Consider the following 26,057-nt stretch of genomic DNA (forward strand, 5'->3'; position numbering starts at 1 on the left):
ATGCCCGCCACCTGCCACTGCGGCCTGCCCGCCGCCTACGCCGACTGCTGCGGCCGGTTCCACCGCGGCGAGGCCGCCGCCGCGACGGCCGAGCAGCTGATGCGCTCGCGGTTCGCCGCGTTCAGCGTCCGCGACTCCGCCTACCTGATGCGCACCTGGCACCCGGCGAGCCGCCCGCCCGGCATCGACCTGGAGCGGAAGACGCGCTGGGTGCGGCTGGAGATCCTGGAGACCACCGGCGGCAGCGTCGTCCACACCGAGGGCACGGTCCGCTTCCGCGCCCACTACGTCCACCGCGGCAAGCCGGGCGAGATGGAGGAGCACAGCCGGTTCGTCCGCCACGAAGGCCGCTGGGTCTACTCCGGCGCCCTCTAGGAGGCCCGCCCGCGCCGCCCCGGCCGGTCCCTGCGGGTGAGCGCGGGCACCAGCCCCTGCGGCAGGAACAGCACGACCCCGATCAGCACCAGCGCGTACACCGCGTACGACAGCACGCTCGGCGCGTAGGTCGGCATCCCCGGCAGCGCGGCCAGCCGGTCGAGCCCCTGCACGAGCAGCGTGATCGCGCTCGCCCCCGCCAGCGCGCCCCACACCGTGCCCAGCCCGCCCACGACCGCCATGACGATGTACTGGATCGAGATCAGCACCGGGAACGACCCCGGCGCCACGTATCCGGTGTAGAAGCAGTAGATGCCGCCCGCCAGCCCCGCGAACGCGGCCGACAGCGCGAACACGACCAGCTTGTAGCGGCCCACCGGGATGCCGGAGGAGGCGGCGGCCGTCTCGCTGGTGGCCAGCGCGCGCAGCGCCCGTCCGGGCCGCGAGGCGATGACGTGGTGCGTGACCAGCATGACCAGCCCCAGCGCCGCCCACGTCAGCCAGGCGTACGCGGCCGCGCTGTCCATCTCCCACGACCCGATGCCGAACTGCGGGATGCCCTGCAGCCCGATGTCGCCTCCGGTGAACTCCAGCTGCCCCGCCAGCGACAGCAGGATGAGCTGCACCGCCAGCGTCGCGAACGCCAGATGGTGGCCGCGCAGCCGCAGCAGCGGCATCCCGATCAGCACCGCGAAGACGGCCGCCATCAGCGGCGCGGCCACCAGCCCCAGCAGCGGCGGGAACCCGTTCAGCGCCAGCAGAGCCGCCGTGTACGCGCCGACGCCGTAGAACGCGCCCTGCCCGAGCGAGACCTGCCCGGCGAACCCCATCAGCAGCGACACCCCGACGGTCACGATGGCCGCCAGCCCGAGCAGCACGTAGACGGCCAGCGCGCTGTCGTCGAGCACCAGCGGCAACCCCAGCGCGACGGCCACAGCCAGAGCCGCGGCGGCGATCTGTACTGCCGCGGCTCCGGCGGCGATCCTCTTCACACCGCCTCCTCATGGATGGCCGACCGGCGGCTCGCCTGCACGATCATGACCACGAGCATGAGCCCGAGCGCCACCTCCAGCTGGTGGGAGCCGTACCCGTACCCGGCGGCCATCGTCTCGGCCACCCCCAGCAGCAGCGCCCCGCCGAGCGCGACGACCGGGCGGGTGAGCGCGCCGAACACGGCCGCGGCGAACGCGTTCACGATCAGCGTCACGTCCGTGTCGAACGAGATCGGCCGTAGCGGCGTGATCAGCACCCCGGCGAGCCCGCCGAGCAGCCCGCCGAGGGCGAACGCCAGCAGCCCCATCCGCCGGGTGTCGATGCCGACCACGCGGGCCGCGTACGGGTTGGAGGCGCACGCGGTCAGCGCCTTGCCCAGGTAGGTGCGTCCGAAGAAGAGCGCGAGCAGCACGAACGTGGCGGCGGTGACGGCGATGACGAGCAGGTGCTGCGTCTGGATCCGGGCCCCGGCGATCGTCACCGACCCGGCCAGCCCGGGAGCGGAGCGCGGCTGGTCGCCCCAGAGCACGATCTCGACCGCGTACGCGAGCACCCCGACCCCGAGCGTGATGATCAGCGACGACAGCGGCGTGGTGCCCGGCCGGCCGATCGCGGCCAGCCCGGTCAGCAGCCCGGCCACGCCGGCCAGCAGGACCGCCGCCGCCTCGCTCACCCCGTGCGGCACCCCGAGCCCGAGCAGCGAGGACGTGCACAGCCCCGCGACCACGGCGAACGTGCCCTGCGCGAAGTTGACCACCCCGGTCACCCGGTGGATGGCGACCAGCCCGCTGGCGATGAGCGCGATCGCGCACCCCACGGCCAGCCCGTTCAGCAGGTACGTCAGGAACGCGCTCATGTGATCGCCCCGCCCAGGTAGGCGCTGGCCACCCGCGGGTCGTCCGCCAGCTCCGCGCATGCCCCCTCCGCACGCACCTGCCCCGATTCGAGCACGTACGCGCGCGAGCACAGCTCGAACGCCAGCCGCGCGTTCTGCTCGATGAGCAGCACCGCCAGCCCCTGCTCCCGGTTGAGCGTGGCCAGGTGGGCGGCCAGGTCGGCGGTGATGTTCGGGGCCAGGCCGAGCGACAGCTCGTCCACCACGAGCACCTGCGGCCGGGACATCAGCGCCCGCCCGACGGCCACCATCTGCTGCTCGCCGCCGGACAGCACGCCCGCCCGCCGCCCGGCCAGCTCGGCCAGGCGCGGCAGCAGCTCGTAGACCGGGGAGGGGTCGCGCTGCCCGGAACGCCAGCCGCCCAGCGCCAGGTTGTCGGCGACCGACATATCCGGAAAAAGCTGGCGACCCTCCGGCACCAGCGCCAGCCTGCCCTCCACCCGCACCGTGCCAGAAACCGTGCCAGAAACCGTGCCAGAAACCGTGCCAGAAACCGTGCCAGAAACCGTGCCCGACGCCGGAGCCAGCAGCCCGGCCAGCGTGTTGGCCAGCGTCGACTTGCCCGCCCCGTTCGGGCCGAGCAGCGCCACCATCTCGCCCTTGCCCACCGCGAGCGTGACGTGGTCGAGCGCGATGGCCGTGCCGTACGAGACCACCAGGTCCGTGACGTCGATCATGAGGCCTGTCCGAGGTAGGCGGCGAGCACGAGCGGGTCCTCGCGGATCTCGGCCGGCGGGCCGTCGGCGATGACCCGCCCCAGGTCGAGCACCACGACGCGGTCGGCCAGCCGGGTCACGAACCCCACGTCGTGCTCGATGAGCAGGATCGTCAGCCCGTCCGCGCGCAGCTCCTCCACCAGCGCGGCCAGCCGCTCCCGCTCGTGCCCGCGCAGCCCGGAGGCGGGCTCGTCGAGCAGCAGCAGCCGGGGCCGCGCGCACAGCGCGCGGGCCAGCTGCAGCGCCCGCTGCTGGCCGATCGGCAGCCGGTCGGCCGGCCGTCCCGCCCACTCGGCCAGCCCCACCCGCGCCAGCGCCGCGTCCGCCTCGCGGCCGATCTCCCGCTCGTCGCGCCGGTGGCGGGGCAGCCGCAGCGCCGCCGACACGAACCCCGACCGGGTACGGCCGTGCATGCCGACCATGACGTTCTCCCGGACCGTCATGCCGCGGAACACCCGCGCGCCCTGGAAGACGATCGACATGCCGAGCCGGGCCCGCCGGTGCGGCGCCAGCCGGTCCACCCGGTGCCCGAGGAAGGCGATCTCCCCGTGGTCGGCCGCCAGATGGCCGGTGACGAGGTTGAACAGCGTCGACTTGCCCGCCCCGTTCGGCCCGATGATGGCGCACAGCTCGCCCTCGGCCACGGCGAGCGAGACGTCCCGCACGGCGTAGACGCCGCCGAAGGAGCGCGACACCCCGGTGACCGCCAGCACCCGCTACCCCAGCCCGGCGACAGTCTTGGTCAGCTGCTCCCGCGCCCACTCGGTCGGCACGAACGCGCCGTCCTGGACCGTGTTGACCGAGATGTACTCGGGCGTCAGGCCGGAGTGGTCGGTGGGGGAGTAGCGGAAGCGGCCGTTCGGGGTGATCAGGTCCATCGTCTCCAGCGCTTGCTGGACCTTCTCCTTGTCGGTGCCGCCCGCCTTCCTGATCGCCTCGAACAGCAGCAGGCTCGCGCTGTAGCCGTCCTGCGCGAACTGCGGCGGCGGGTAGCCGTGCTTCTCCTGGTAGGGCTTCGCCATCTGCTCGATGACCTGCTTCTGCTTGCCGTCCGGCAGGTGCTCGCCCACCACGCCGATCGCGCTCTGCACCGTCATGCCCTCGGCGGCCTCGCCCATCGGCTCCAGCCACAGCTTGCTGGCCTGCGACGCGGTCAGGAACAGCGGCGTCTTCAGCCCGGACGCCGCGTACTGCTTGGCCGCGGTCACGCCCGGCGCGCCCGAGCCCCAGAACACCAGCGCCTCCGCCTCCGAGTCGCGCACGTGCTGGAACACCGGGCTGAAGTCGGCGGTGGTGGTCTCGTACGGCTCGTCCACCGCGATCGTGACCCCGTACTTCGGCGCCAGCGCGACCATGGACTCGTGCCCGGAGACCGAGTAGGCGCTCTTGGAGTCCCAGGCCACCGCGATCGTCTTGATGCCCTCGGCCTGGATGTACTGCAGGTAGCGCTCGGCGTACATGCTCGACAGCGCGGGCGTGACGAAGATGTACGACTTGATCGGCTCGACCTGCTCGACGGCCGGGGCCAGTGACAGGTAGGGCATCTTCTCGCGCTGCGCGAGCGGCTCGATGGCCAGCGCCGAGTTGGAGAACACCGGGCCGATGAGCGCGTCGATCTCGCCCTTGATCTGGTTGTAGGCCACGATGCCCTGGTCCGGCGCGGTCTTGTCGTCCCGCACGACCAGCTCGACCTGCCGCCCGAGCAGCCCGCCCTGCGCGTTGACCTGCTCGACGGCCAGCTCGACCGCCTTCTTGTCCTCGCTGCCGAGCGGCGTGTAGTTGCCGGTGAGCGAGACGATGAGGCCGACCCGGATCGGGTCCTGGGCGCCGGAGCCGCCGCCGCCGCCGCCGCCACCACCGCCGCCGTTGCCGCCGCACGCGGCGAGCGCCACGGCGAGACTTGCCAGGAACGGTAGAAGCTTGCGCATCAGGACCTCCTGGTGGGAGTGGCCCGAATGTAGGCAGGTACATTACGGCTGTCAAGACAATGCCTAACATTGCGGCGGAGCGGGCTGTGGTGGAACGGGACGGCGGCGTGCGGCCGCAATCGGTGATCCTGACCTTTCTCGGCGATCACGTGTACGGCCGACGCTCCTGCGTGTTCTCCGGCAGCTTCATCGAGGCGTTCGGCCGGGTCGGCATCTCCGAGGAGGCCACCCGGTCCACCCTCACCCGGATGGTCCGGCGCGGCCTGCTGCGCCGCCAGCGCGCGGGGCGGCGCATGTACTTCGGGCTCACCCCGACCAGCGCCGAGGTGCTCAAGGACGGCGAGCGGCGGATCTGGCACACCGGCGTGGTCAACGACGCCGCCGGCGACCGGTGGACGCTGGTCGGCTTCTCGCTGCCGGAGTCGTGGCAGCGGCAGCGGCACGAACTGCGCTCGCGGCTGATCTGGGCCGGGTTCGGCCCGTTGCAGAACGGGCTGTGGATCGCTCCAGGCGAGGTCGACGCCTCCGGCCTGATCGACGACCTGGGCGGCGTGAAGGTGTTCTCCGCCGAGCCCCGGCATCCCACCGACATGCAGGCGCTGGTGGCCGACGCCTACGACCTGGCGGGGCTGGGCCGGCGCTACGAGGGGTTCCTGCGCCGGTGGGACCGGCCCGACCCGGTGCCGGCCGCGCCCGACGACCTGGCCCGCTCGCTGCTGCTGCTCACCGAGTGGCTGCAGATCATCAGGACCGACCCCCGGCTGCCGCTGCGCCACCTGCCGCCCGACTGGCCCGCCGAGAAGGCCCAGCGGCTCTGCCACGCGCTGCACCGGCGGTTCAAGCCGGAGGCGACGGCGATCGCCGACGAGCTCCTCGACACCGTTCCTGATCTATGTTGGGCAGAACCGTGACAGCCGTTGCATAGTGGCCTAACTTGATGGCGAGAACGTCGAGGAGCGCGATGCGGAATCAGGGGCTGGGCTCGTGGCCGGCACGCAGGACCCGGATGACGCCCGACGGGGTGGCTCTCACGTACCGGGATGACCGGCGCACCTACCGCGAGCTGGCCACGCGGGTGGACCGGCTCGCGTCGGCGCTGCGCGCGCTCGGCGCGCGGCGCGGCGACCGGATCGCCTACCTGGGCGCCAACCACCCGGCGCTGGTCGAGACGTTCTTCGCGGCCGGGGCGCTGGGCGCGGTCTTCGTGCCGCTCAACACCCGCCTGGCCGCGCCCGAGCTGGACTACGTCCTGCGCGACGCGGGCGCGGAGATCCTGCTGCTCGGCGAGGGCCACGACGGTGCCGGGCTGCCCGGACGGCACATCGGGGCGGGGGAGTACGAGGACCTGGTGGCCTCGGGCGACCCCGCGCCGCTCGACGAGCCCGTGGCCCAGGACGACATGTGCCTGATCATGTACACCTCGGGCACCACCGGGCGGCCCAAGGGCGCCGTGCTCACCCACGCCAACCTCATCTGGAACACCTTCAACCTGCTCGTGGACGTGCCCTTCCGGCATGACGAGGTGACGCTGATCAGCGCCCCGATGTTCCACATCGCCGCGCTCGCCCAGACGCTCGTCCCCACCGTGCTCAAGGGCGGCCGGGTCGTCCTGGAGCCGTCCTTCGACGTCGGCCGCACCTTCGACCTCGTCGAGGCCGAACGCGTCACGGTCATGTTCGGCGTGCCCGCCATGTTCACCTTCCTCGCCCAGTCGGAGCGCTGGCCGCACGCCGACCTGACGAGCCTGCGCCACCTGTTGTGCGGCGGTGCCCCGGTGCCCGAGCCGCTCATCCGCCTCTACCAGGACCGCGGGCTCACGTTCCTCCAGGGCTACGGCATGACCGAGACCGCGCCCGGCGCGCTGTTCCTGGCCGCCGAGCAGTCGATCGCCAAGGCGGGCACGGCCGGCGTCCCGTGCTTCTTCTCCGACGTCAAGCTGGTCGACCCCGACGGCTCTCCCGCCGCGCCCGGCAGCCCGGGCGAGGTGTACGTGCAGGGCCCGAACGTCACGCCCGGCTACTGGCAGCGGCCCGAGGAGACCGCCGAGGTGCTGTCGGACGACGGCTGGTTCCGCTCCGGCGACGTCGGGGTGGCCGACGAGGACGGGTACGTGCGCATCTCCGACCGGATCGGCGACATGTTCATCTCCGGCGGCGAGAACGTCTACCCGGCGGAGGTGGAGAGCGCCCTTTACAGCCATCCCGCCGTCGCCGAGGTCGCCGTCATCGGCGTCCCCGACGACAAGTGGGGCGAGGTCGGCAAGGCCCTCGTCGTGCTCCGCCCCGGCGCGGGCGCGCGGGCCGACGAGCTGATCGCCCATCTGTACGGGCGGCTGGCCCGCTACAAGATCCCGAAACACGTGGAGTTCGTGCCCGAGCTGCCCAGGAACGCGGCCGGCAAGCTGCTCAAGACCCGGATCAGAGCCCTCTACGGCGAGGCCGGCTCCGGCCCGCCCGATCCCCGTGACACGAGGAGATGACCCCGCATGCGCACCTCACCGCCGTTCCGCGCGGACCACGTCGGCAGCCTGCTGCGACCCCAGCGGCTGCTCCAAGCCAGGGAGACCCTGTCCGGGGAGGCGCTGCGCGAGATCGAGGACGAGGCGATCCGCGAGGTCGTGCGCAGGCAGGAGGAGATCGGCCTGCAGTCGGCCACCGACGGCGAGTTCCGGCGCGCCTCCTGGCACATGGACTTCATCTACCGGCTCGGCGGCATCGGCCAGGCCTCGGACGAGCACATCACGGTCCGCTTCCACAACGAGCGGGGCGACATCGAGTTCACCCCCGCCGCCCTGCGCGTGCACGACAGGATCCGGCTGGAGGAGCCGATCTTCGCCGGAGACTTCGCGTTCCTGCGCGACACCGTCACCACCGCGGTGCCCAAGCTGACCATCCCGTCGCCCAGCATGGTCCACTACCGCGGCGGCCCCGCCGCCATCGACCCGGACGTCTACCCGGACGTGGAGGAGTTCTGGGCCGACCTCAGCGCCGCCTACGCCGAGCAGGTGCGCCGCATCGGCGAGCTGGGCTGCACCTACCTGCAGTTCGACGACACCAGCCTGGCCTACCTGAACGACCCCGCCCAGCGCGCCGAACTGGCCGGACGCGGTGACGACGCCGATCACATGCACCTGCGCTACATCAAGCAGATCAACGCCGCGCTCGCCGCCAAGCCCGAGGGCATGACCATCACCACCCACATGTGCCGCGGCAACTTCCGCTCCTCGTGGGCCGCCGCCGGGGGCTACGACTTCGTGGCCGAGGCGCTCTTCTCCGAGCTGGCCGTCGACGGGTTCTTCCTGGAGTTCGACGACGAGCGCTCGGGCGGCTTCGAGCCGCTGCGGTTCGTGCCGCCGGGCAAGATGGTGGTCCTCGGGCTCGTCACCACCAAGCGTGGCGAGCTGGAGTCGAAGGACACCCTCAAGCGCCGCATCGACGAGGCCGCCAAGTTCGTCGACCTCGACCAGATCTGCCTCTCGCCGCAGTGCGGCTTCTCCTCGACGGTGGAGGGCAACGTGCTCACCTCCGACCAGCAGTTCGCCAAGCTGGCGCTGATCGCGGAGACCGCCCGGGAGGTGTGGGGCTGACGGCCGGTCCGGACGCCCCCGTCAGCCCTTTTTTCGATGAGGGTACGGCTGGACGCCGTTATCTTCTCTGTGAACGAGAGGGTGTTCATTTATCCGTTTTTATTGTGATTGATTCTTGAGGTACTCCGCCGCCGGGCAATGGGCCGATCTGACCCGCACCCTCCCTGACCGGGCCCCGCCATCGGGGCCCGGTCTTCCCGCGTCCGTCAGAGGCGGGGCTCCGCGCGGTTGAGCACGACCACCACCACGGGGCGCCCGGCCTTCCCTGCGCAGGGGCCGGCGGCGTGTTCGGCGGGCGCGGCGAAAGGGCGGGCGTTGACGAGGCGCCCGCACTCGGGACCGCCGGACTGCCGGTCGCACGAGGGGCGGGCCGGGAGGCCGAGCGCGGTCATCAGCGCGTGGGCGCCGGTGTTGGTGAGGCTGACCGGAGGTCCTGCCACGGCCTCCGGGCGCGCACCGCGGGCGGCCTTGCCGCGCCGGGACGGTGGCTCGCCCCTGGCCCTGAGCAGGCCGAGCATGGTGAGGAGCACGACGAAGCCGCCGATGACGCCGGAGACCTCGTCGGCCGCGTTCGTGCCGCGCACGAGGACGGTGACGCCCAGATACACCAGCCCGACCGAGGCCAGGAGGGCGGTGAAGACCTTTATCGCTCGATTCTTACGGTTTTTCGGCATCGGAATCGTGTCTCGGCTTTCCCTTTAAGCGGTCGTTTCACCGTGATCTGACGAGGGTCAGCCGAGTTTCGCCGAAGTGTGGTCGTCACGATTCCGCAACGTTGAAAGTTGTACGAGAAATGCTGGGCGACATTTCGAGAAATGTCAGGTTGTCGAGCATGAAAGGGCGGGCGCGGTATTCGTGCCGTTCCATGACGCCAGGAAACCGAAACTCGTCGACCCGCCGGGGGAGAGGAGGGAGTTCCAGCCGACGTGCGTCACGGTCACGTTCGCGCCGGAGGCCGCCAGGGTGCCGTTCCAGATCTGGGTGACGCGCTGCCCGTCGGCGAACGTCCACGACACCCGCCACCCGCTCGTCGCGGCGGCGCCCGTGTTGGTGACCGTCACCTCGCCCTGTAACCCGCCCTGCCACTGGTTCGTGTTCCGGTACACGGCGGTGCAGCCGCCCGGCGGCGTGACGGTGGGGGTGACCGTGGGGGTAACAGTGGGCGTGACCGTCGGCTGCGGGCCGGACAGGACGTCCACCAGCGCCGGGTACCACCGGTCGGCGATCTTGCGGTCGCCCGCCGCGTTCGGGTGCACCCCGTCGTAGGTGTCGGTGCTCGTGCTGAACCCCGTCCACTGGTCGACCACCACCACCGGAGACTGCGCGGTGGAGATGCCCGCGGCCCAGGCCGGGATGGCGTCGTTGAAGGCCACGACCCGCTGCGCGCACTCGCCGCAGGTGCTCGGGTTCATCGGGATGATCTGCGCGACCAGGATCCTCATCGCCGGGTTGCTCGCCCGCATCTGACCCACCAGCGTGGTGAACGCGCCGAGGATGCTGGCGGGCGCGACGTTGCTCCACACGTCGTTCGTGCCGAAGTGCATCAGCACGACGTCCGGCCTGGTGGCCGCCAGCCAGCCCGGCAGCTGGTTCTGGCGGGCCACGTTGGTGACGAGCGCGCCGCCGTGCCCCTCGTTGTCGCCGTCGTACGCGACCGAGCAGCCCTGCGGAGGGAGGGTGCCGACGAAGTCGACGTCCTGGTAACCGGTGTCCTGCAGCCGGTTCCACAGCAGCGCACGCCAGCAGCCGGGGGAGCCGGTGATCGAGTCGCCGAGAGGCATGATCCGGGTCGCGGCCGCGCCCGCCGCGGTCCCGTTCGCGGCCACGAGCATCGCCGCCACCAACGCCAGCACCGCCACCAGGATGACCCGCGCCCTCGCCATCGCCCGCTCCCGTCGTCGCCTCCGCAGATCGTAAGGAGCCCGATCCGCCCCGGAAAGGCGGCCGGCCGCCGCAAGGGCGTGACCTGCGCGGATGGGCGGGCAAGCGCTGTAACTTTCAGGATCCGCGCCGGTGGGGAGGCCGGCCGACGAGATCCTCGAGCGCGGCGAGCAGGCCGCCAGCGAGAAGACCGGCGGCAAGTACGACGAGCAGATAGGCAAGGGCGTGGACGCCGCGCAGCGCCGCTACGGCGGCGGCAAGGGCGAGGGCGAGGACCAGCCCGACCAGCAGCAGGGCTGACGACCCTCCGGGACCCGCCCATTCCAGGTGGGTTCCGGCCCGTCCGGACCCCGGGAACGGGCCGTCACGGCGAGGAGAGCCGGTGAGCACTGTCACGGTCTTACCTGTATGCCTACAAGGCGGACGGCGCTTCCTCGCCGCCGTCGAGCGCGGAGATCACCGACTCGAGAAGATGTCCTCCGGCAGCAGCGCCGACACCAGGAAGCTGGGCACGTCCACGAGCTGGCTGACCCGCAGGTCCACCGCCACGCTGCAGATCGCGTACGCCTGCTGCCTGTCGAATCCCCGTTCCCCGAGGTGGTCGATCATCTCCAGGAGGGCGTTGCGTGCCGCCAGGGTGAGGTCTTCGGCGGCCACCTCGCCGTCCCGGCTGACCGACATGCCGGTGGTGGCGTAGAAGGAGCGCGGGGCGGCGAAGGGGGCCGCGACCCAGTAGTCCGAGCGGGCGAACCGGGGCCCGCGGATGCCCTTGGCCGCGGCCTCGCCGGTGTGGACGGTGAAGCGGACGCGCAGGGTGGCGCGCATCTCGATGGCGGTGCCGCAGGTCTCGCTGTCGCCCTGGGCGAAGTGGGCGTCGCCGGCGGAGAAGAGGGCGCCGGGTGTGTCCACCGGGATGTAGAGGCGGCTGCCCGCGCCGAGCTGCTTGATGTCGACGTTGCCCGCCTGCTCGCGGGGCGGGATGGTGCGCAGGGCGCGGGTGGCGATGGCCGGGTCGCGGGGCACGGCGCCGTCGGCCGACGGCGGGAGGACGAAGCCGCCGCGCTCCATCGACGCCTGCTCGCGGGCGGTGGTCCTGGCGAGGCTCTGGTGACCGGGGGACAGGCCGATGGTGCCCATGAAGGGCGCGGCGGGGATGCGGACGCCCGGCAGGCCGGGGGAGTACGCCCAGCCGTCCGACAGGTGCCAGCGCACGATGTACGGGTCGGGGAACAGGTCGCGGAGGAAGCCGAAGCCGGGCACCTGCACCGTGTAGCCGTAGGTGTCGGGCACGACCTCCAGGATCTCGATCTCCAGCAGGTCGCCCGGCTGGGCGCCGTCGATGTAGACGGGGCCGGTGAGCGGGTGGACGACGTCGAGGTCGGGGGAGCCGACGGTCTTCAGGGTGGCGCCGGGGCCCATCTGGCCGTCGAAGGCGTCGCGGGTCTCCATGACGACCTCGTCGCCCGGCTGGACGCGCAGGATGGGCGGGATGTCGGGATGCCACCGGTTGTGGCCGGTGGCCGGCTCCTCGGCGAGGGTGCGGTTCGGGTCGATGCGGATCTCGTGGACGGCCATGTCAGGACCCCCTCAGGGTACGGGGACGGCGGGGATGGTCACCGGGCCGGGCAGCGGGTTCAGCACGTCGGCCTGGGAGACGCCCGCCGGCAGGACGACGTCGAGCGCCTTCGGCACCGCGCCAGGGGCGGACGAGCAGATGGGCTCGGCGCCGCCCGGCGCGCACACGCCGAACTGGAACGGCTGCGGCGTGGGGGCGAAGCCCCTGGCCTGGTCGGCGCTGAAGCCGTCCTGGCCGGTGAGCACGACGGCGAAGCGCCAGCCGGGGCCCGGCGTGCCGAACGACGCCCGGGGCAGCGCGACGGTGATCGTCCTGGTGGCGCCCGAGGCGCGCACCGCGGCGCCCGGCACCGCGGTCCCGCCGGCCGTCACCCACACGGGCGCGGCGAACCCCTGCGCCTCCACCCGCTGCGTCCACGGGTCGGCGAGGCGGTGGTTGCGCTGCGGGAACGCGGCCTCGGCCGACCGCTCGGCCACCTGCGGGTCCTGGACGTAGACGTCGAGCAGCTGGGCGCCCATCTGGTTGCCGAAGGTCGGGGTGAGGTCGCGTACCTCCGCCCGGAGGTAGACGGTGGTCTCGTCGGTGATCACCTGGAAGCGGCGCAGGTCGAACGCGCCGTCGTGGAAGTCGGGCGAGGTCGGGTAGGCGTACGTGCCGGGCCCGTGGTCGTCGCCGTCCGGGTCGGTCACGTCGAGCACGGTCGTGGCCCCGGTGATGTCGCCGACGACCGAGCGGCGGGCGTAGGCGGTGCGGTCGTCCGCGGTCGCCGTGACGACCAGCGCGACCTCGCCGAACGAGACCGGCGCCGCGGCGGTGAACGAGCCGTCGGTACGGGCGCGTACCGACACCAGGCGGGCGGGGGCGCCCGTGTCGACCGGGGTGGCGGCGACGTCGACCCGCGCTCCCGGCGCGGTGGTGCCGGTGACGGTGACGGAGGTGCCGGAGGGGGTCGCGCCGTCCTCGGGGGCGGTGACCGTGAGCGGGACGGTTCCGGGCATGCCGTGGTCGGCGTAGCGGCGGCGGACCACCTCGGGCTGCTCCAGCGGGCGGCCCTCGGCGAGCGACAGGATCAGCCGCAGCTCCTGGGCCTGCGCCCAGGTCAGCGGCGAGGCCGAACCCGCGGGCCCGCCGGCCGTGAAGCCGATGGAGGCGGTCGCCGGGTCGGACCCGTACGGGGAGGCGGGCAGCGCGGGGTTCTCCCAGGTCTGCTCGGGGACGAGGCCGGTGCCGGACGACATGGCGTGCATGGCGTCCAGCAGCGATCCGGCGGTGGCCCGGTCGCCGGTCTGCAGCGCGTGCTCGGCGCGCTCGCCGGACAGGACGGGCCACAGGTGGCCGGAGCCGGTGTTCGTGGTGGGCCACGGGCTGCCGGTGGGCGCGCAGGCGGTCGGGTCGGGTTCGTAGCAGTCGCCGTAGCCGTCCTCGGTGCCCTCGGTGCCGGAGCCGTACCGGTACCAGCCGGGGCCGTTCGGCGTGGTCCGCCGGATGACCCGGTCCACCACCTGGAGACTGGCCAGCACGTCCGGGTCGCCGGGCGGCAGGACGCCGAGCCTGGTCAGCTCCAGGAAGCCCGCGTCGACGACCCGCCGCTGGTCCTCGGTCGGCGCGCCGTTGCCCAGGTTGTAGGAGTCGGCGGCGTCCGGGTCGCCGTGGCGCGACAGCCGCAGGAAGTAGCGGTCCGCGTACGGGCCCGTCGTGGTCACGGTCCAGCCCTTGACCGAGCGGGCGAAGTGGTCGGCGGTCGCCCGGTAGAGCCTGGCCCTGGCCGGGTCGTCCTGCCGGGAGGCGATCTCCCCGGCGGCGACCAGCCCGGCGATCTGGGAGGCGATCGTGGACGGCGAGTGGCCCGACTGCTCCTCCCACCGCTCCACGCCGAACGCCGGCCCGTGCGCGACCACGAAGTCGGCCGCCGCCCGCACCCGGGGCCACAGCTTCCGGTCGCCGGAGAGCCCCGCCTGGTAGGCCATGAGGATCGGGAACGCCGTCTCGTCGAGCTGGTCGCCGCCCGAGTCGGGGGCGAGCCTCCCGTTGATCAGCGAGTTGCGCGGCATCCGGCCGTCGGGCAGTTGCTGGCGCTCGAACAGGAAGCGGGTGACGGCCCGCGCCGTGGCCAGGTCCCCGGCGGTGAGGAACCCGGTGAACGTCTCGTACGCGTCGCGGGCGAACACCTGGCGGTACGAGCCGAAGTAGACGGCCCGGCCGCCCACCACGGCGCCCGCGTCGACGGCCTGCCCCCACGGGCTGCCCAGCGAGGCGACGACCGCGCCGGGAAACGTCTTGTCCTCACTGGCCTTGAGCACGTTCGCCGACAGCCGGTAGCGGTCGGCCAGCGGTCCCGGCGGGCGCCGCAGGCCAGCGTCGTAGACCGTCCAGCCCGCCTCGTACCGGGCCAGCGTCGCCGCGAAGGGACGCCCGGCCGCGTCGCCCGCGGTGCGCAGCGCGGCGGCCTTGGTGCGGCCGAAGCCGAGCGCGAACGTCACCTCGCCCGACCGGTCGAGCGGCAGCCGGACCGCGGCCACCACGTTGCCGTCCGGGGCGGCGGTGTACGGGGTGAGCGAGCGTGCGCCGTCGAGCTGCACGGCGCCGTCGCTCCCGGTGCCCGCGTAGCCGACGCTCGCCTCCGGCAGCCGCCGCTCGGCGCGCAGGGCCAGGTGGGTGGGCACGGCGTAGTCGCGGCCGGGCGCGGACGTCACGGTGTTCAGGTCGGAGACCACCGGCGCGCCGGTGGCGGCGTCGACCGTGCCGCTGTCGGCGCCGCCGTTCGCGGTCCCGCCGCCGCCGTTGCCGTTCACGCTCGCGTCCAGCAGCGCGTACAGCCGCAGGTTCGCGGGCCGCAGCCGGGCGCTGACCACGACGGCGTCCCGGTCCGGGTCGGTGACGTACGTGGTGGTCAGCCGGTAGCGGCCGGCCCTGCTCGTGGCGGTGACGGTGCAGGCCATGCCGGAACGGCTGGTGGTCACCTCATAAGTCGTGTCGCGGGACTGCAGCTCGGTGAACGTGCGGCCGTCGGTGACCGCGAACCGCATGGTCTCCACGTTCGTGTTGTCGATGGTGGGCTCGTACACGTCGGACAAAACGCCGCCCGCCACCGTGAACCAGACCTTGGACTCGCGGCCCGCGGACGTGCCGACGCAGTCCTTGCGCGCGAGCCCGAAGTGGGACGCCGAGCCGGGCCCGCCGGGCGCGGGGGCGGCGTGCGCGGGCAGCGGCGGCACCCCGGCCAGCGAGGCGGCGACGACCAGGGCGAGCGCGAACCGGCGGACAGCAGCCATGCGAAGCTCCCTCTGGAACCGCACGCGCCCCGCCCCGTGCCCTGGTAATCCCCTTTGCAGACAAGACCGTCACCGCCCGCGTGTCAACCCCGCGGGTGAGCCGCCACGCTGACGGGGCAGGGGCGACCGTCATGAAGAAGACACTGCTGGCCACGGCGCTCGGCACCGCCGCCGCGGCCGCCCTGGGCGGGATCGCCACCAGATCGGGGCGGCCCTGGTTCCAGAAGCTCGACAAGCCCTCCTGGCAGCCGCCACCGGCCGTCTTCCCGCTGGTGTGGAACCCGCTGTACGCGCTCATCGCCTACGGCGGCGCCCGCGCCCTGGACCGGGCGGGCGACGAGCGCGCCGCCCTCGGCCGCACGCTGGCCGCCAACCTGGCGCTGAACGCCGCCTGGCCGGCGCTGTTCTTCGGCGTCCGCTCGCCGCGCCTGGCGCTGGCGGAGATCGTCGCGCTCAACACCGCCAACGTGCTGCTCGTGCGCAAGGCCATGCGCGCCGACCGCACCGCGGGGCTGCTCCTGGTCCCGTACGCGACGTGGACGGCGTTCGCCACCGCCCTGAACGCGGAGATCGTCCGGAAGAACCCCGAGTAAAGATCAGTAGATTCAAACATTAAGTAGCCAATCCCTCACTATGGGTACTGATCACTTCGGATGATCACATCACCGCCCGCAGGGGGATGCATGTACAAGTACGCCATGACCGCACTAGCCACCGCCGCCACCAGCGTGCTGCTGGTCGCGGGTCCCGCGGCAGCCGAGGACGCCGGCCAGTGCGCGCCGGCCGCGGCCGGCTCCGTCCCGAAATCCGGCTCCGTGGGCGGCGTGACCGCTCCGGCCCACACCGCGGAGACCCAGCGGTTCGTCGAGAAGCTGGTCCAGGTGGTCCAGCCGGGCCCGGCGGCACCAGTGCTGGACGAGTCGGGCGCCAAGGCGCTGCTCGGTCAGCTCGCCTGCCAGTCGGGCGCCGACGGCCACGTCGCGCGGACGGCCGACAACGAGGAGGAGAACTGCATCAGGTACCGGGTGGGCCCCGGCTGGTCGCCGAACTGGCCGATGCTCGACGCACTCGGCGTCAGGGAGCTCATCGAGCGGTCGTCAGGCACCGCCTCGGTCTGCGTCGGCGACCCGTCGATGCTGCCCGGCACCACGGCCGTCCAGCCGCAGCCCGGCCCGCAGGCCGGGTCCGCTTCGCAGGCCCTGTCCGACGACCCGACCCCGGCCCCGGCCGCGCCGGGCGCCGACGCCCAGCCGCAGCCCGAGCCCCAGGCCCAGCCGCAGCCGCAGCCCGAGGCGCAGAACCAGCCTGAGGTTCAGCAGCAGGTCCAGGTCCAGCCGCAGGTCCAGTGGCAGGGCCGGGGGCAGCAGCGGGCCCAGGCTCAGGTGCAGCCGTACCAGTACTCGCAGGTCTACGTGCAGCCGAACGGGCAGTCGCTGATGGAGAGCCTCGGCATCGGCCTGCTGCTGCGCGGCATGGTCGACGACGACTGACGGCCGCGGCCGGGCGCCGGGTTCGGCGCACCCGGCGCCTGACACCGTACGGGTGACAAGGTCAGGCGACAGGTGAAGAGAACCGGCGCCCGCTGAGGCCGTACGCTGCTGCGCATGGTGAATCGGGTGATCGACGGCCGATTCGAGCTCGTGGAGCGGCTCGGCGGCGGGGGCATGGGGCTGGTGTGGCGGGCCTGGGACCAGGCGCTGCACCGGGAGGTCGCGCTCAAGGAAGTGCGGCCGCCCGACCCCGCCCTGGGCGACCCCGACCCCGCCCGGGACCGCGAGCTGCGCGCCAGGGTGCTGCGCGAGGCCCGCGCCCTGGCCCGGCTCAACCACCCGCACGTCGTCACCATCCACCACATCGTCGACACCGGCGAAGACGGCTTCCCCTGGCTGGTCATGGAGCTGGTGACCGGCGGCTCGCTGCAGGACCGGCTGTCCGACGGGCCGATGGCCCCGGCCGAGACGGCCCGGCTGGGTCGTGAGGTGCTGTCCGCGTTACGCGCCGCGCACGCCGTCGGCATTTTGCACCGTGACGTCAAGCCGGGAAACGTCCTGCTCCGCCCCGACGGGCGCTCGGTCCTCACCGACTTCGGCATCGCCGCCGTGCGGGAGTCGCCCGGGCTGACCGCGACCGGCTCGTTCATCGGCTCGCCCGAGTACATGGCGCCCGAGCGCATCAACGGCCACGAGGGCGACCCCGCCTCCGACCTGTGGTCGCTCGGCATGCTCCTGTACGTGGCCGTCGAGGGCCGCCACCCCCTGCGGCGCGCCACTCCGCTGGCCACCCTGGCCGCGGTGCTCAACCAGGAGGTGCCGGCGCCGGAGCGGGCAGGCGGCCTGACACCGGTGCTGTTCGCCCTGCTCAACCGCGACCCCGCCGCCAGGCCCGGCCCCGACGCCCTGGACCGCATGCTCGCCGCCGCCCACGACGCCCCGCCTCAGAACTTCTCCCCCCACCCCGGCCCGCCCTTGGCCCACCCACCCCACCGCCCACCCCCGACCGGCCCACCGTCAGGCTTACCGTCCGGCCCGCTGTCAGGTCCCCCGCCCGGCCCGCTGTCAGGTCCTCCGACCGGTCCGCACCGGCCCGCCGGTCCCGCGTACCCCGGCTCGCACGGCGCCCCCGCCTATGGCGCCCCGGCTTATCCGGGCGCGCCAGGGCATCCCGGCGCGCCAGGGCATCCCGGCGTGCCCGGGTACCACGGCGCGCCCGGTGGGCCCGCGTATCCCGGCTCGGCCAGGCCGTCCGGCCCGCAGTGGAACACCGAGCCGCCCTCGGTGACCGCGCCCACCAGGGCGTCCCGGCGCAGGAGTCAGGTGACGATGTCGATCGTCGCCGGGGTGGCGGCGGTGTCGGTGGCGGCGGTCGTGGTGTGGGTGTTGCCGCCCGGCCATCGCGGCGGCGCCTCCGAGAGCCCCGCAGCCGACAGACGGACGAGCGCCGCCGAAGAGACCCCGGCCACGGAACGGACCTCGGCGGAGACCGGCACGGAACCGACCCCGGCGGAGACCGGCACGGAACCGGCCCCGGCGGAGACCGAGGAGCGCGAGCCCGTCAACCTGCTCACCCCCGCAGGGATGCGCCGCCTCGTCGCCGACCTGAAGCCGGTCATGGGCGGCACCCAGGTGGTCGACCTGACCGTCTATCCCACGTACGCGATCGCCGGCGCCCCGGTCAAGGGCCGCAAGACGGTCTACGACCGGTACACCTATCGCGACGGCGTGGCCACCAAGGACGGCCCCGGCTCCACGGTCAGCAAACCCATCGTGGACCTGCGGAAGTACAACTGGGACGCGCTGCCCGCCCTGATCCGCAGGGCGAACAGGGAGCTCGGGGTCAAGAAGCCCACCACCCGCTACATCATCGTCGACGCCGCCTTCCATGAGACGGGCGCGATCCGGGTCTACGTCTCCGACGAGTACCACGCCAGCGGCTACCTGGCCGCCGACCCGACGGGCAAGGTGATCGCGAAGTACCCCGCCGGCGGATGAAGCGGTTAGTTCCCGGCGAACACGGGCACCTCATCGGCCATGGCGGAGCACGGGTTCGTGGTGATCGGCAACGCGGCGGCCGGCGGCGTCGACGGGACGGCGCGCGAGGAGGTGCTGGACGCCCTGTCGGGTGACGTGGTGGTGTGCGACGTCGAGCGGCCGGGCGACATCGAGCGCGCGCTGGCGGAGCATCCCGGCAGGGTCCCGGTGGTGCTGGGCGGCGACGGGACCGTGCACGCCGTCGTGGCGGCGCTGCTGGCCAGGGGAGAGCTGGCCACCCGCCCGATCGGGCTGGTGCCGCTCGGCACCGGCAACGACCTGGCCCGCGCGCTGGGCATCCCGCTCGACGCGCGCGAGGCGGCCCGCGCGCTGTCCGACGGCCGGGAGCGGACGCTGGACCTGCTGGTCGACGACGAGGGCGGGATCGTGGTGAACGCCGTGCACGTCGGCGTCGGCGCGCACGCCTCCGAGCACGCGACCGCGCTCAAGCCCCTGCTGCGCAGGGCCGCGTACGCGGTGGGCGCGCTGGTCGCCGGGGCGCGCAGCAAGGGGTGGCGGCTGCGGGTGAAGGTGGACGGCGAGCCGGTCACCGACGGGCGGCGGCGGGTGCTCATGGTGGGGATCGGCAACGGCGTCTCGATCGGCGGCGGCACCCCGCTCGCCCCGCACGCCCGCCCCGACGACGGCCTGGCCGACGTGGTGATCTCGTACGCGGTCTCGCCGCTGGCCAGGCTGGCCTTCGGCGTCCTGCTGCGCCGGGGCAGGCATCCGGAACGCGCCGACGTGATCACCGTCAGGGGCAGGGGCATCACCGTCGAGGGCGAGCCGGTCGCGGCCAACGCCGACGGCGAGCTCCTCCCGCCGGCCTCGCAACACGCCTGGACGCTCCGCCCCGCGGCCTGGAGCGTGATCGTCCCCAAGGAGGGCTGACCCCTGGCGAGGCGGCGCGGGATCGATCACAGTGGAGGCATCCGGATACTCACCTCCAGGGGGATCGCGTGAGCGAGCCGACGCAGCCGCCGATGTACATGCGCAGGGACGGCTTCGGCCCCGCGCCCGAGCTGTCCGCCCTGCGCGCGGAGGGCGTCAGCAGGATCGGCACCCCGTTCGGGGTCGACGCCTGGATGGTCACCCGCCACGCCGACATCCGCGAGGTGCTGGGCGACGCCGAGCGCTTCCCGATCGCCTTCTTCGGCCTGCCGCAGCTGCCCGGAGCGCCGGAGCTGTCGGAGGAGCAGCTCGCCACCCTGCGCGCCGGCAACCTGCTGCAGCTGAACCCGCCCGACCACACCCGGATACGCCGGATGCTGGCGCCCGAGTTCACCATCCGCCGGATGCGCCGCCTGGAGCCGCGCATCGCCGGCATCGTCGCCGAGCACCTGGACGCGATGGAGGCGGCCGGCCCGCCCGCCGACCTGGTCCGGTCGTTCGCGCTGCCGATCCCGTCGCTGGTCATCTGCGAGCTGCTCGGCGTCCCGTACGAGGATCGGGAGGGCTTCCAGCGGCGCACCAGCCGCATGCTCGACATGTCGACCCCGCCGGAGGAGGCGCTGGCGGTCCGGCTGGAGTCGCGCGCGTACATGGCGGGGCTGGTCGCCCGCGAGCGGGCCGAGCCGGGCGACGACCTGATCGGCACGCTGGTGCGGGAGCACGGCGACGACCTCAGCGACGACGAGCTGATCGGCATCGGCGGGCTGCTGCTGCTCGCCGGGCACGAGACCACCTCCAACATGCTCGCGCTGGGCACGCTCGCCCTGCTGCGCCACCCCGGCCAGCTCGAGCTGCTGCGCGAGGAGCCCGCCAGGATCGACGCCGCCGTCGAGGAGCTGCTGCGCTGGCTGAGCATCGTGCACTCCGGCACGCTCAAGCTGACCGCCACGGAGGTCGAGATCGCCGGGCGGCGGATCGGCCCCGGCGAGCTGGTGGTGTGCGCGCTCCCGGCCGGCAACCGCGACCCCGGCCTGGCCGCCGACCCGGACACGCTGGACCTGTCGCGCGGCGAGCCCGGCCACCTGGCCTTCGGTCACGGCGTGCACCACTGCCTGGGCGCCCCGCTGGCCCGGATGGAGATGCGCATCGCCTTCCCGGCCCTGCTGGAGCGCTTCCCCACGCTCAGGGAGGCGGAGCCGGCCCCGGTCTTCCGCACCATGCACATCGTCCACGGCCTGACGTCCCTGCACGTCGCCTGGTAGCGGTCAGGCGGGCGTGATCGGGAAGTTGTGGCGGAACACGTTGCCCGGGTCGTACGCGGCCTTCACCTGCCGCAGCCTGGCCAGGGTCGCCGGCGGGAACGCCCTGGCCAGCAGCTTGTCCTCGAAGCGCGGCTCGAAGCTGAGGTAGGCGGCCGTCACGCCCAGCCCGTCCCACGCGCGCTCGGCCCGCGCCGCCCGCGCCGCGGAGATCACGCCGTTGACGGAGAAGTTCTGGGTGCGGTGGGCGTACGCGGTGGCGCCGGAGGCGACGTCGTTGACGGCGCCGCCGACCGAGCGCACCTGGACCATGGTGAGCAGCCGCTGCTCGAACATCTCCGCCAGCCGCCCCGAGGTGTCCGCGTCGAGGTGGTCCACCAGGGCGGAGTGGCCGCGCAGGCCGCCCTGCTGCCCGGTGTGCCGGTTGCGGTGCGGCGCGACGACAGCCGCGTACGGGGCGAGCTGCGCCTGCTGCTGGAGCACCGGCGCCACCTCCAGGAACGGCTCCAGCGCCGCCACCGCCGCGTCGGCGTCGTCACCGGCCCACACGGCGAACGTCTGGGCCAGCGCCGAGTAGCCCTGCTGCCCCGGGAACACGGTGGTGAACGGGGTCAGCTTCCGCGGGCTCGCCTCCACGGCCCGCCCCCAGCGCTCCAGGAACGCGGCCGTGTCGGAGGCGTCGTGCACGAAGACCGCGAACACCACGTCGGACAGCTCGGTCGCCTCGATGTCGAACGAGGTGACGACGCCCAGGTTGCCGCCCGCGCCGCGCAGCGCCCAGAACAGGTCAGGATGGTGCTCCGGGTCCGCCCGGACGGTCCGGCCGTCGGCCAGCGCCACCTCGGCGCCCACCACGTGGTCGATCGTCAGCCCGTAGGAGCGGGCCAGGAAGCCCTGCCCGCCGGCCGTGGCCAGCCCGCCCACGCCGACGTCGCCGTAGTCGCCCGAGCTGATCGCCAGCCCGTGCGGGCTCAGCGCGCTCGCCACGTCGCCCCAGCGGGCGCCGGCGCCGACGCGCACCAGCCTCCGCCCGCGGTCGAGGACCTCGACCGCGTCCAGCGCGCCGACGTCGACGACGATCCCGCCGTCGTTGGTGGACCGCCCGCTGATCCCGTGCCCGCCGCTGCGCACGGCCAGCGGCACGTCCTGGCCCTGCGCGTACGTGAGAGCCTCGGCCACCTGCCCGGCCGTGGCGGGGCGGAGCACCAGCCCGGGGGAGCCGGTCCAGATGTAGGAGGAGCGGACGCGCTCGTACTCGCGGTCGCCGGGCTCCACCGCGGTGCCCGCCAGCGAGGCGGGCACCGCGTCGTAGTCGATGCCGGGACGGCGCAGCGCGAGCGCCCGGGGAGGCCGCGCGGGGCCGGTCGTGACGCCGCGGGCGGCGCGTTCGGCGGCGACGGCCTCGCGCAGCGCGGGCGCCACCTCCCGGCCGAAGCGCTCGATGGCGGCCGGGTCGTCGCCGGGCAGGATGAACGTGCTGATCCCGTCCTCGACGGCCAGCGGCAGCAGCCGCTCCACCCACTCCTCGGCGGAATCGCCGGCGAACTCGCTCATGAGGTTGAGCAGGCGCCGGATCTCGCGCGGGTCGCGGCCCGCCCCGTCCGCCGCCTCGTCGATGATCTTGTTGCCGGCGGTGAGGTCCTCCGGCGTGGCGTAGCCGAGGCTGGGCAGCCACCCGTCCGCCTTCGCGCCGACCAGCCGCAGCATCCTCGGCTTGTACGCGCCCAGCCAGATCGGCACGTCGTGGGCCGGCGCCGGGCCCCGCTTGGCGCCCTTGACCGTGTAGTGGGCGCCGTCGACCCGCAGCGGGCGCCGCTCGTCGGCGTCCCACACGCCGCGGATCACGTCGATGGCCTCGCTGAGCGCGTCCACCGCCTGGCCGGGGCTCAGCCGCCTGCCGCCCATGGCCTCGATCGCGTCCCAGAACCCGCCCGCGCCCAGGCCGAGCTCGACCCGCCCGCCTGACAGCAGGTCCAGGCTCGCCACGGACCTGGCCAGCACCGCGGGCGGGCGCAGCGGCAGGTTGAGCACGTTGCCGGACAGGTGGACGCGCTCGGTGCGCGCCGCCACCCAGCTCATCAGCGTCCAGGTGTCCAGGAAGGTCGCCTGGTACGGGTGGTCCTGGAACGTCACCAGGTCCAGGCCCGCCTCCTCGCTCAGCCGCGCCAGCTCGACGGCCAGCTCGGGCCGGCCGTTCTGCGGGGTGATGAACGACCCGAAGCGTAGGTCGTGGCCGTAGTCGGGCATCCCGTCCTCCATATGGTAGATGTGTCAACCTTATTCGGGATGGATGACATGTCAACCTTTGTGACGTAGGCTGGTGGCATGACAGCCGACCTGGCCGCGTGGCGTGCTTACAGCACCGTGCACACCCAGCTCGCGGCTCACCTGTCCCGCGAGCTGACCCGGGCCACCGGGCTGTCCGAAGCCGACTACCAGGTCCTCGACGCGCTGCTCGACGCCCCCGGCGGCCGGATGCGCGCGCTGGAGCTGCGCTGGGTGCTGCAGTGGGAGAAGAGCCGGCTGTCCCACCAGGTCGGCCGGATGGCCAAGCGCGGCCTCCTGGGGCGCGAGTCGTGCGCCGAGGACGCGCGCGGCTGGGACATCGCGCTCACCCCCGAGGGGCGCGAGGCGGCCGCCCGCGCCCGGCAGGTGCGCGACGACTCCGTCCGCCGCCTCGTCCTCGACGCCCTCGGCCCCGACCGGCTCGCCGGGCTGGAGGAGACGGCCGCTCTCCTGTCGGCCCGCCTGGAGAGGGCAGCGGAGGAGGACCCGTCCTGCCGCGCCGCCCGCGCCGAGGTCTTCCCCGGCGCCCCGTCAGTCGACTGAGCGCAGCAGGAGCAGCGCGATGTCGTCGAGGCGCTGGTCGACGTTCGACGAGGGGGCGATGAGGGCGTCCGCGAGCTCCTGCAGCGGCCGCCGGGCGAGCCTGCCGAGGTGCAGGGAGAGTTCGGCGATGGCGTCGTCCAGCAGCACGCCGGGCGCTTCGACCAGTCCGTCGGTGTAGAGGGCGAGCGTGCCGCCGGGCGGCAGCGCGACCTGCGAGGCCTCGTACTCGGCGTGCGGGTCGATGCCGAGCAGGAGCCCGGGGGCCGGCTCGATCAGCTGGGTCGCCCCGCCGTGGTGGTGCAGCAGCGCCGGCAGGTGGCCGGCGCTGGCCACGTCCAGCACCCTGTTGTGCAGGTCGAGGTTGATGTAGAGGCAGCTGGTGAACCGGTTCGGCGTCAGGTCGATGACCAGCCGGTTCGTGTGCGCGAGAATCTCGCCGGGATCTGCTCCCGAGGCCGCGTAGGCGTGGATCGCCGTGCGCACCTGCCCCATCAGCGCCGCAGCCGTCGGGTCGTGGCCCTGCACGTCGCCGATGACCGCCGCCGCGCACTCGTCACCCAGGCTGATCAGGTCGTAGAAGTCGCCGCCGATGTCCATGCCGAAGGTGGCGGGCAGGTAGCGGGCGGCCACGTCCAGCCCGTCGATGTGCGGCAGGCGGCGCGGGAGCAGGCTTTCCTGAAGGCTCTGCGCAAGCCGGTGCTTGGCGTCGTACAGCTTGGCCCGGTCGAGCGCCTGGGCGACCAGTCCGGCGAGCGAGGTGAGGGTGGCGCGCTCGTCCTCGGTGAAGTGGTGCGGGCGTTCGTAGCCGATCACCAGCGTGCCGAACGACCGTCCCTGCGTGGTCAGCGGCAGCACCGCGCAGGCCGCGATGGGGTCGTCGACCGCCGGAGGATAGATCGTGCGCAGTTCCCGCCGGGAGGCGAAGAACCCCGGCTCGACGGCGTCGGCCGGGGAGCCTGCCGGGCTCGACCTGGTCGTCGACCACTCGTTGAACGTGTCGATGGTCTTCCGGCTCGTGCCACGGCTGCCGAGCAGGATCATCCGGCCGCTCTCGGCGGTCAGGATGGACAGGGACTGCGCGTTGAAGACCGGCAGCAGGTGGTCGCCCACCAGGTCGACGATCTCCTGCACGGTGGCCGCCTGGCTGAGCATGGCGGTCAGCTGCAGCATGCTGTGCAGCGTGGAACTGGCCGTCCTCCTGCTCCCGGCCAGCATCTGGTCCGGCATGAGATGCCCCGGGTCACGCGCCATGGTGCTGGGCGTGACGCGGACGCTGATGCCCATCGGCGCGGGATAGAGCTGGAAGGCCAGCCACTGCCCGCTGGGCCGCCGGGCGGTGAAGGAGGTGGCCTCCTGGCTGATCACCGCCGCCCGGTAGCGGTCCTCGTACTCGGGGGTGTTCAGCCACGGCAGCGCCTCCCAGGCGCGCCGGCCGAGCAGCTGGGAAGGCGAGTCGCCGAGCAGTTCGGCGGCCGACGGGGTGAGGAACGTGATCCGGCCTTCCAGGTTCAGCGCCAGGTAGCCTTCGGGCAGGCCGCTGAGGCAGTCCAGGGCGGCCATGCCGGCGTCGGGGTCGAGCCGCCGCCCCCGCCGGGGGGAGATCACGCGCGGCCGGACGCGGGGCGTCACCGGCTGCCCGCGCCGCGCGGCGTCGCTCAGCACCGTGCCCATCCGGTGGCACGTCCGCTCGATCAGCTGCCGCCGTTCCTCGGTGAGCTCGGTCTGGCCCGGCGGCCAGGCCAGCAGCAGCGCCCCCCAGGCGGTGTCGCCGGCGCAGATGGGAGCGGCGGCCATCGAGAAGTCGTACGGCAGGGACAGCGCCGCACCGGGGTAGTCACGGGCCAGCTCCGCCTGGTCGGCCAGCCAGACCAGCCGCCGCTCGCGCAGGGCCACCGCCGACGGCACGGGCCCGTTGACGCGCACTCTCGACCAGGCCCTGGCGATCGTGATGGGGAAGCCCTGCTCGGCGTCCATGAGCAGCAGCCGCTGGTCCTCGCCGAGCAGGTAGAGCGCGCCGAGGTGGGCCCCGGTGGCGTCGATGACCGCCACGAGCAGGTCATGCAGCTGCCGCGCCTCCGGACCGGGAGCCGCGGTGGCCTCGAACTCCTGTCGCACGCCGCTAGCCCGTCCGGCCCCCGGCGTGCGGTACCGGTGGAAACGGTCCTCTGAAATCCCCCATACAGGCAGGATGCGTTCACAGAGCGTCAGTCAAACCTAAAATCTCGGGCGCCGTCATCCGGTTTCGCGGCCTTGAGGTCGGCTTTTCCGCAGGTCGATGGGTATGGGGCAGGTGGAGCTAGGGCATCGGGGGAGGCGTGAGGGGTTCGAG

At 73.3% G+C, this 26,057-nt stretch carries 22 protein-coding genes; 11 read left to right on the forward strand and 11 right to left on the reverse strand.

All coding sequences use genetic code 11. From position 1 onward, the window contains the following. Positions 1-375, forward strand: coding sequence for a YchJ family metal-binding protein (locus tag AB0K05_RS11315; protein ID WP_148033292.1), 375 nt, complete (start codon positions 1-3; stop codon positions 373-375). Here AB0K05_RS11315 and AB0K05_RS11320 read toward each other — a convergent pair. From AB0K05_RS11320 to AB0K05_RS11340, 5 genes are read right to left on the reverse strand one after another with little or no spacing between them, the layout of a single operon-like run. Beyond that, complete coding sequence (locus AB0K05_RS11320) at positions 372-1,367, reverse strand: branched-chain amino acid ABC transporter permease (RefSeq protein ID WP_364228548.1); 996 nt, start codon at positions 1,365-1,367, stop codon at positions 372-374. The two genes, AB0K05_RS11315 and AB0K05_RS11320, sit on opposite strands and share 4 nt — an antisense overlap. Next, positions 1,364-2,224, reverse strand: coding sequence for a branched-chain amino acid ABC transporter permease (locus AB0K05_RS11325; protein WP_148033291.1), 861 nt, complete (start codon positions 2,222-2,224; stop codon positions 1,364-1,366). Before AB0K05_RS11325 ends, AB0K05_RS11320 begins: the two co-directional genes overlap by 4 nt. Further along, on the reverse strand, positions 2,221-2,940 hold the full coding sequence (locus tag AB0K05_RS11330) for an ABC transporter ATP-binding protein (RefSeq protein WP_364228551.1): 720 nt from the start codon (positions 2,938-2,940) through the stop codon (positions 2,221-2,223). Before AB0K05_RS11330 ends, AB0K05_RS11325 begins: the two co-directional genes overlap by 4 nt. Next, positions 2,937-3,692, reverse strand: coding sequence for an ABC transporter ATP-binding protein (locus AB0K05_RS11335; RefSeq protein ID WP_148033289.1), 756 nt, complete (start codon positions 3,690-3,692; stop codon positions 2,937-2,939). The genes AB0K05_RS11330 and AB0K05_RS11335 overlap by 4 nt, the downstream gene beginning before the upstream one ends. Positions 3,693-3,695: 3 nt before the next feature. Continuing rightward, entirely contained in the window at positions 3,696-4,907 is a 1,212-nt protein-coding gene (locus tag AB0K05_RS11340) for an ABC transporter substrate-binding protein (RefSeq protein WP_364228553.1), read from the reverse strand. A gap of 86 nt (positions 4,908-4,993) precedes the next feature. On the opposite strand from AB0K05_RS11340, the gene AB0K05_RS11345 reads away from it, so the two are divergent. The 3 genes from AB0K05_RS11345 to AB0K05_RS11355 are packed head-to-tail and all read left to right on the forward strand — an operon-like array spanning position 4,994 to position 8,493. Beyond that, positions 4,994-5,818 carry a PaaX family transcriptional regulator C-terminal domain-containing protein gene (locus tag AB0K05_RS11345; RefSeq protein WP_261808743.1) on the forward strand — a complete coding sequence of 275 codons (825 nt, stop codon included), beginning with the start codon at positions 4,994-4,996 and terminating at the stop codon, positions 5,816-5,818. A gap of 50 nt (positions 5,819-5,868) precedes the next feature. Then, positions 5,869-7,386, forward strand: coding sequence for a long-chain fatty acid--CoA ligase (locus tag AB0K05_RS11350; protein ID WP_364228556.1), 1,518 nt, complete (start codon positions 5,869-5,871; stop codon positions 7,384-7,386). A 6-nt stretch (positions 7,387-7,392) separates the two neighbouring features. Further along, complete coding sequence (locus AB0K05_RS11355; RefSeq protein ID WP_148033286.1) at positions 7,393-8,493, forward strand: 5-methyltetrahydropteroyltriglutamate--homocysteine S-methyltransferase; 1,101 nt, start codon at positions 7,393-7,395, stop codon at positions 8,491-8,493. A 206-nt stretch (positions 8,494-8,699) separates the two neighbouring features. Here AB0K05_RS11355 and AB0K05_RS11360 read toward each other — a convergent pair whose 3' ends face one another. Both AB0K05_RS11360 and AB0K05_RS11365 read right to left on the reverse strand, forming a co-directional pair. Further along, the gene (locus tag AB0K05_RS11360; protein WP_364228558.1) at positions 8,700-9,167 is read right to left on the reverse strand and encodes a hypothetical protein; all 468 of its coding nucleotides are present in this window, start codon (positions 9,165-9,167) and stop codon (positions 8,700-8,702) included. 144 nt (positions 9,168-9,311) lie between these two features. After that, positions 9,312-10,376 carry a cellulose binding domain-containing protein gene (locus tag AB0K05_RS11365; RefSeq protein WP_364228560.1) on the reverse strand — a complete coding sequence of 355 codons (1,065 nt, stop codon included), beginning with the start codon at positions 10,374-10,376 and terminating at the stop codon, positions 9,312-9,314. 130 nt (positions 10,377-10,506) lie between these two features. Between AB0K05_RS11365 and AB0K05_RS11370 the strand changes: the two genes are divergently transcribed. After that, entirely contained in the window at positions 10,507-10,674 is a 168-nt protein-coding gene (locus AB0K05_RS11370) for an antitoxin (RefSeq protein WP_364228562.1), read from the forward strand. 156 nt (positions 10,675-10,830) lie between these two features. On the opposite strand, the gene AB0K05_RS11375 is transcribed toward AB0K05_RS11370, so the two are convergent. Then, positions 10,831-11,949 carry an acetamidase/formamidase family protein gene (locus AB0K05_RS11375; protein ID WP_364228564.1) on the reverse strand — a complete coding sequence of 373 codons (1,119 nt, stop codon included), beginning with the start codon at positions 11,947-11,949 and terminating at the stop codon, positions 10,831-10,833. Positions 11,950-11,961: 12 nt separating this feature from the next. After that, positions 11,962-15,222: a glucodextranase DOMON-like domain-containing protein gene (locus AB0K05_RS11380; protein ID WP_364228566.1), complete on the reverse strand. Its 3,261-nt coding sequence runs from the start codon at positions 15,220-15,222 to the stop codon at positions 11,962-11,964. A gap of 131 nt (positions 15,223-15,353) precedes the next feature. Between AB0K05_RS11380 and AB0K05_RS11385 the strand changes: the two genes are divergently transcribed. From AB0K05_RS11385 to AB0K05_RS11405, 5 genes are all read left to right on the forward strand, one after another. Continuing rightward, positions 15,354-15,815: a TspO/MBR family protein gene (locus AB0K05_RS11385; protein ID WP_364228568.1), complete on the forward strand. Its 462-nt coding sequence runs from the start codon at positions 15,354-15,356 to the stop codon at positions 15,813-15,815. Between the two features lie 105 nt (positions 15,816-15,920). Beyond that, entirely contained in the window at positions 15,921-16,712 is a 792-nt protein-coding gene (locus AB0K05_RS11390; protein ID WP_364228570.1) for a hypothetical protein, read from the forward strand. A gap of 114 nt (positions 16,713-16,826) precedes the next feature. Beyond that, entirely contained in the window at positions 16,827-18,710 is a 1,884-nt protein-coding gene (locus AB0K05_RS11395) for a protein kinase (protein ID WP_364228572.1), read from the forward strand. A gap of 39 nt (positions 18,711-18,749) precedes the next feature. Further along, on the forward strand, positions 18,750-19,640 hold the full coding sequence (locus AB0K05_RS11400) for a diacylglycerol kinase family protein (protein ID WP_364228574.1): 891 nt from the start codon (positions 18,750-18,752) through the stop codon (positions 19,638-19,640). Between the two features lie 68 nt (positions 19,641-19,708). Further along, complete coding sequence (locus AB0K05_RS11405; RefSeq protein ID WP_364228576.1) at positions 19,709-20,902, forward strand: cytochrome P450; 1,194 nt, start codon at positions 19,709-19,711, stop codon at positions 20,900-20,902. Positions 20,903-20,905: 3 nt separating this feature from the next. On the opposite strand, the gene AB0K05_RS11410 is transcribed toward AB0K05_RS11405, so the two are convergent. After that, positions 20,906-23,146: an LLM class flavin-dependent oxidoreductase gene (locus AB0K05_RS11410; protein WP_364228578.1), complete on the reverse strand. Its 2,241-nt coding sequence runs from the start codon at positions 23,144-23,146 to the stop codon at positions 20,906-20,908. Between the two features lie 78 nt (positions 23,147-23,224). Here AB0K05_RS11410 and AB0K05_RS11415 point away from each other — a divergent pair, with 78 nt between their 5' ends. After that, positions 23,225-23,728 carry a MarR family winged helix-turn-helix transcriptional regulator gene (locus AB0K05_RS11415; RefSeq protein WP_271277891.1) on the forward strand — a complete coding sequence of 168 codons (504 nt, stop codon included), beginning with the start codon at positions 23,225-23,227 and terminating at the stop codon, positions 23,726-23,728. Here AB0K05_RS11415 and AB0K05_RS11420 read toward each other — a convergent pair. Continuing rightward, on the reverse strand, positions 23,717-25,843 hold the full coding sequence (locus AB0K05_RS11420) for a SpoIIE family protein phosphatase (protein WP_364228581.1): 2,127 nt from the start codon (positions 25,841-25,843) through the stop codon (positions 23,717-23,719). The genes AB0K05_RS11415 and AB0K05_RS11420 overlap by 12 nt on opposite strands. Positions 25,844-26,057 lie beyond the last annotated feature (214 nt).

It is taken from the genome of Nonomuraea sp. NPDC049486 (assembly GCF_040676925.1).
Classification (GTDB): Bacteria; Actinomycetota; Actinomycetes; order Streptosporangiales; family Streptosporangiaceae; genus Nonomuraea; species Nonomuraea ferruginea.

Excerpts from the sequence above, each read along its gene's own strand:
- AB0K05_RS11395 (WP_364228572.1), top strand. The coding sequence starts at position 16,827 with ATGGTGAATCGGGTGATCGACGGCCGATTCGAGCTCGTGGAGCGGCTC.
- AB0K05_RS11360 (WP_364228558.1), bottom strand. The coding sequence starts at position 9,167 with ATGCCGAAAAACCGTAAGAATCGAGCGATAAAGGTCTTCACCGCCCTC.
- AB0K05_RS11385 (WP_364228568.1), top strand. The coding sequence starts at position 15,354 with ATGAAGAAGACACTGCTGGCCACGGCGCTCGGCACCGCCGCCGCGGCC.
- AB0K05_RS11415 (WP_271277891.1), top strand. The coding sequence starts at position 23,225 with ATGACAGCCGACCTGGCCGCGTGGCGTGCTTACAGCACCGTGCACACC.
- AB0K05_RS11315 (WP_148033292.1), top strand. The coding sequence starts at position 1 with ATGCCCGCCACCTGCCACTGCGGCCTGCCCGCCGCCTACGCCGACTGC.
- AB0K05_RS11375 (WP_364228564.1), bottom strand. The coding sequence starts at position 11,949 with ATGGCCGTCCACGAGATCCGCATCGACCCGAACCGCACCCTCGCCGAG.
- AB0K05_RS11355 (WP_148033286.1), top strand. The coding sequence starts at position 7,393 with ATGCGCACCTCACCGCCGTTCCGCGCGGACCACGTCGGCAGCCTGCTG.
- AB0K05_RS11340 (WP_364228553.1), bottom strand. The coding sequence starts at position 4,907 with ATGCGCAAGCTTCTACCGTTCCTGGCAAGTCTCGCCGTGGCGCTCGCC.
- AB0K05_RS11380 (WP_364228566.1), bottom strand. The coding sequence starts at position 15,222 with ATGGCTGCTGTCCGCCGGTTCGCGCTCGCCCTGGTCGTCGCCGCCTCG.
- AB0K05_RS11400 (WP_364228574.1), top strand. The coding sequence starts at position 18,750 with ATGGCGGAGCACGGGTTCGTGGTGATCGGCAACGCGGCGGCCGGCGGC.
- AB0K05_RS11330 (WP_364228551.1), bottom strand. The coding sequence starts at position 2,940 with ATGATCGACGTCACGGACCTGGTGGTCTCGTACGGCACGGCCATCGCG.
- AB0K05_RS11410 (WP_364228578.1), bottom strand. The coding sequence starts at position 23,146 with ATGCCCGACTACGGCCACGACCTACGCTTCGGGTCGTTCATCACCCCG.
- AB0K05_RS11325 (WP_148033291.1), bottom strand. The coding sequence starts at position 2,224 with ATGAGCGCGTTCCTGACGTACCTGCTGAACGGGCTGGCCGTGGGGTGC.
- AB0K05_RS11350 (WP_364228556.1), top strand. The coding sequence starts at position 5,869 with ATGCGGAATCAGGGGCTGGGCTCGTGGCCGGCACGCAGGACCCGGATG.
- AB0K05_RS11365 (WP_364228560.1), bottom strand. The coding sequence starts at position 10,376 with ATGGCGAGGGCGCGGGTCATCCTGGTGGCGGTGCTGGCGTTGGTGGCG.
- AB0K05_RS11390 (WP_364228570.1), top strand. The coding sequence starts at position 15,921 with ATGACCGCACTAGCCACCGCCGCCACCAGCGTGCTGCTGGTCGCGGGT.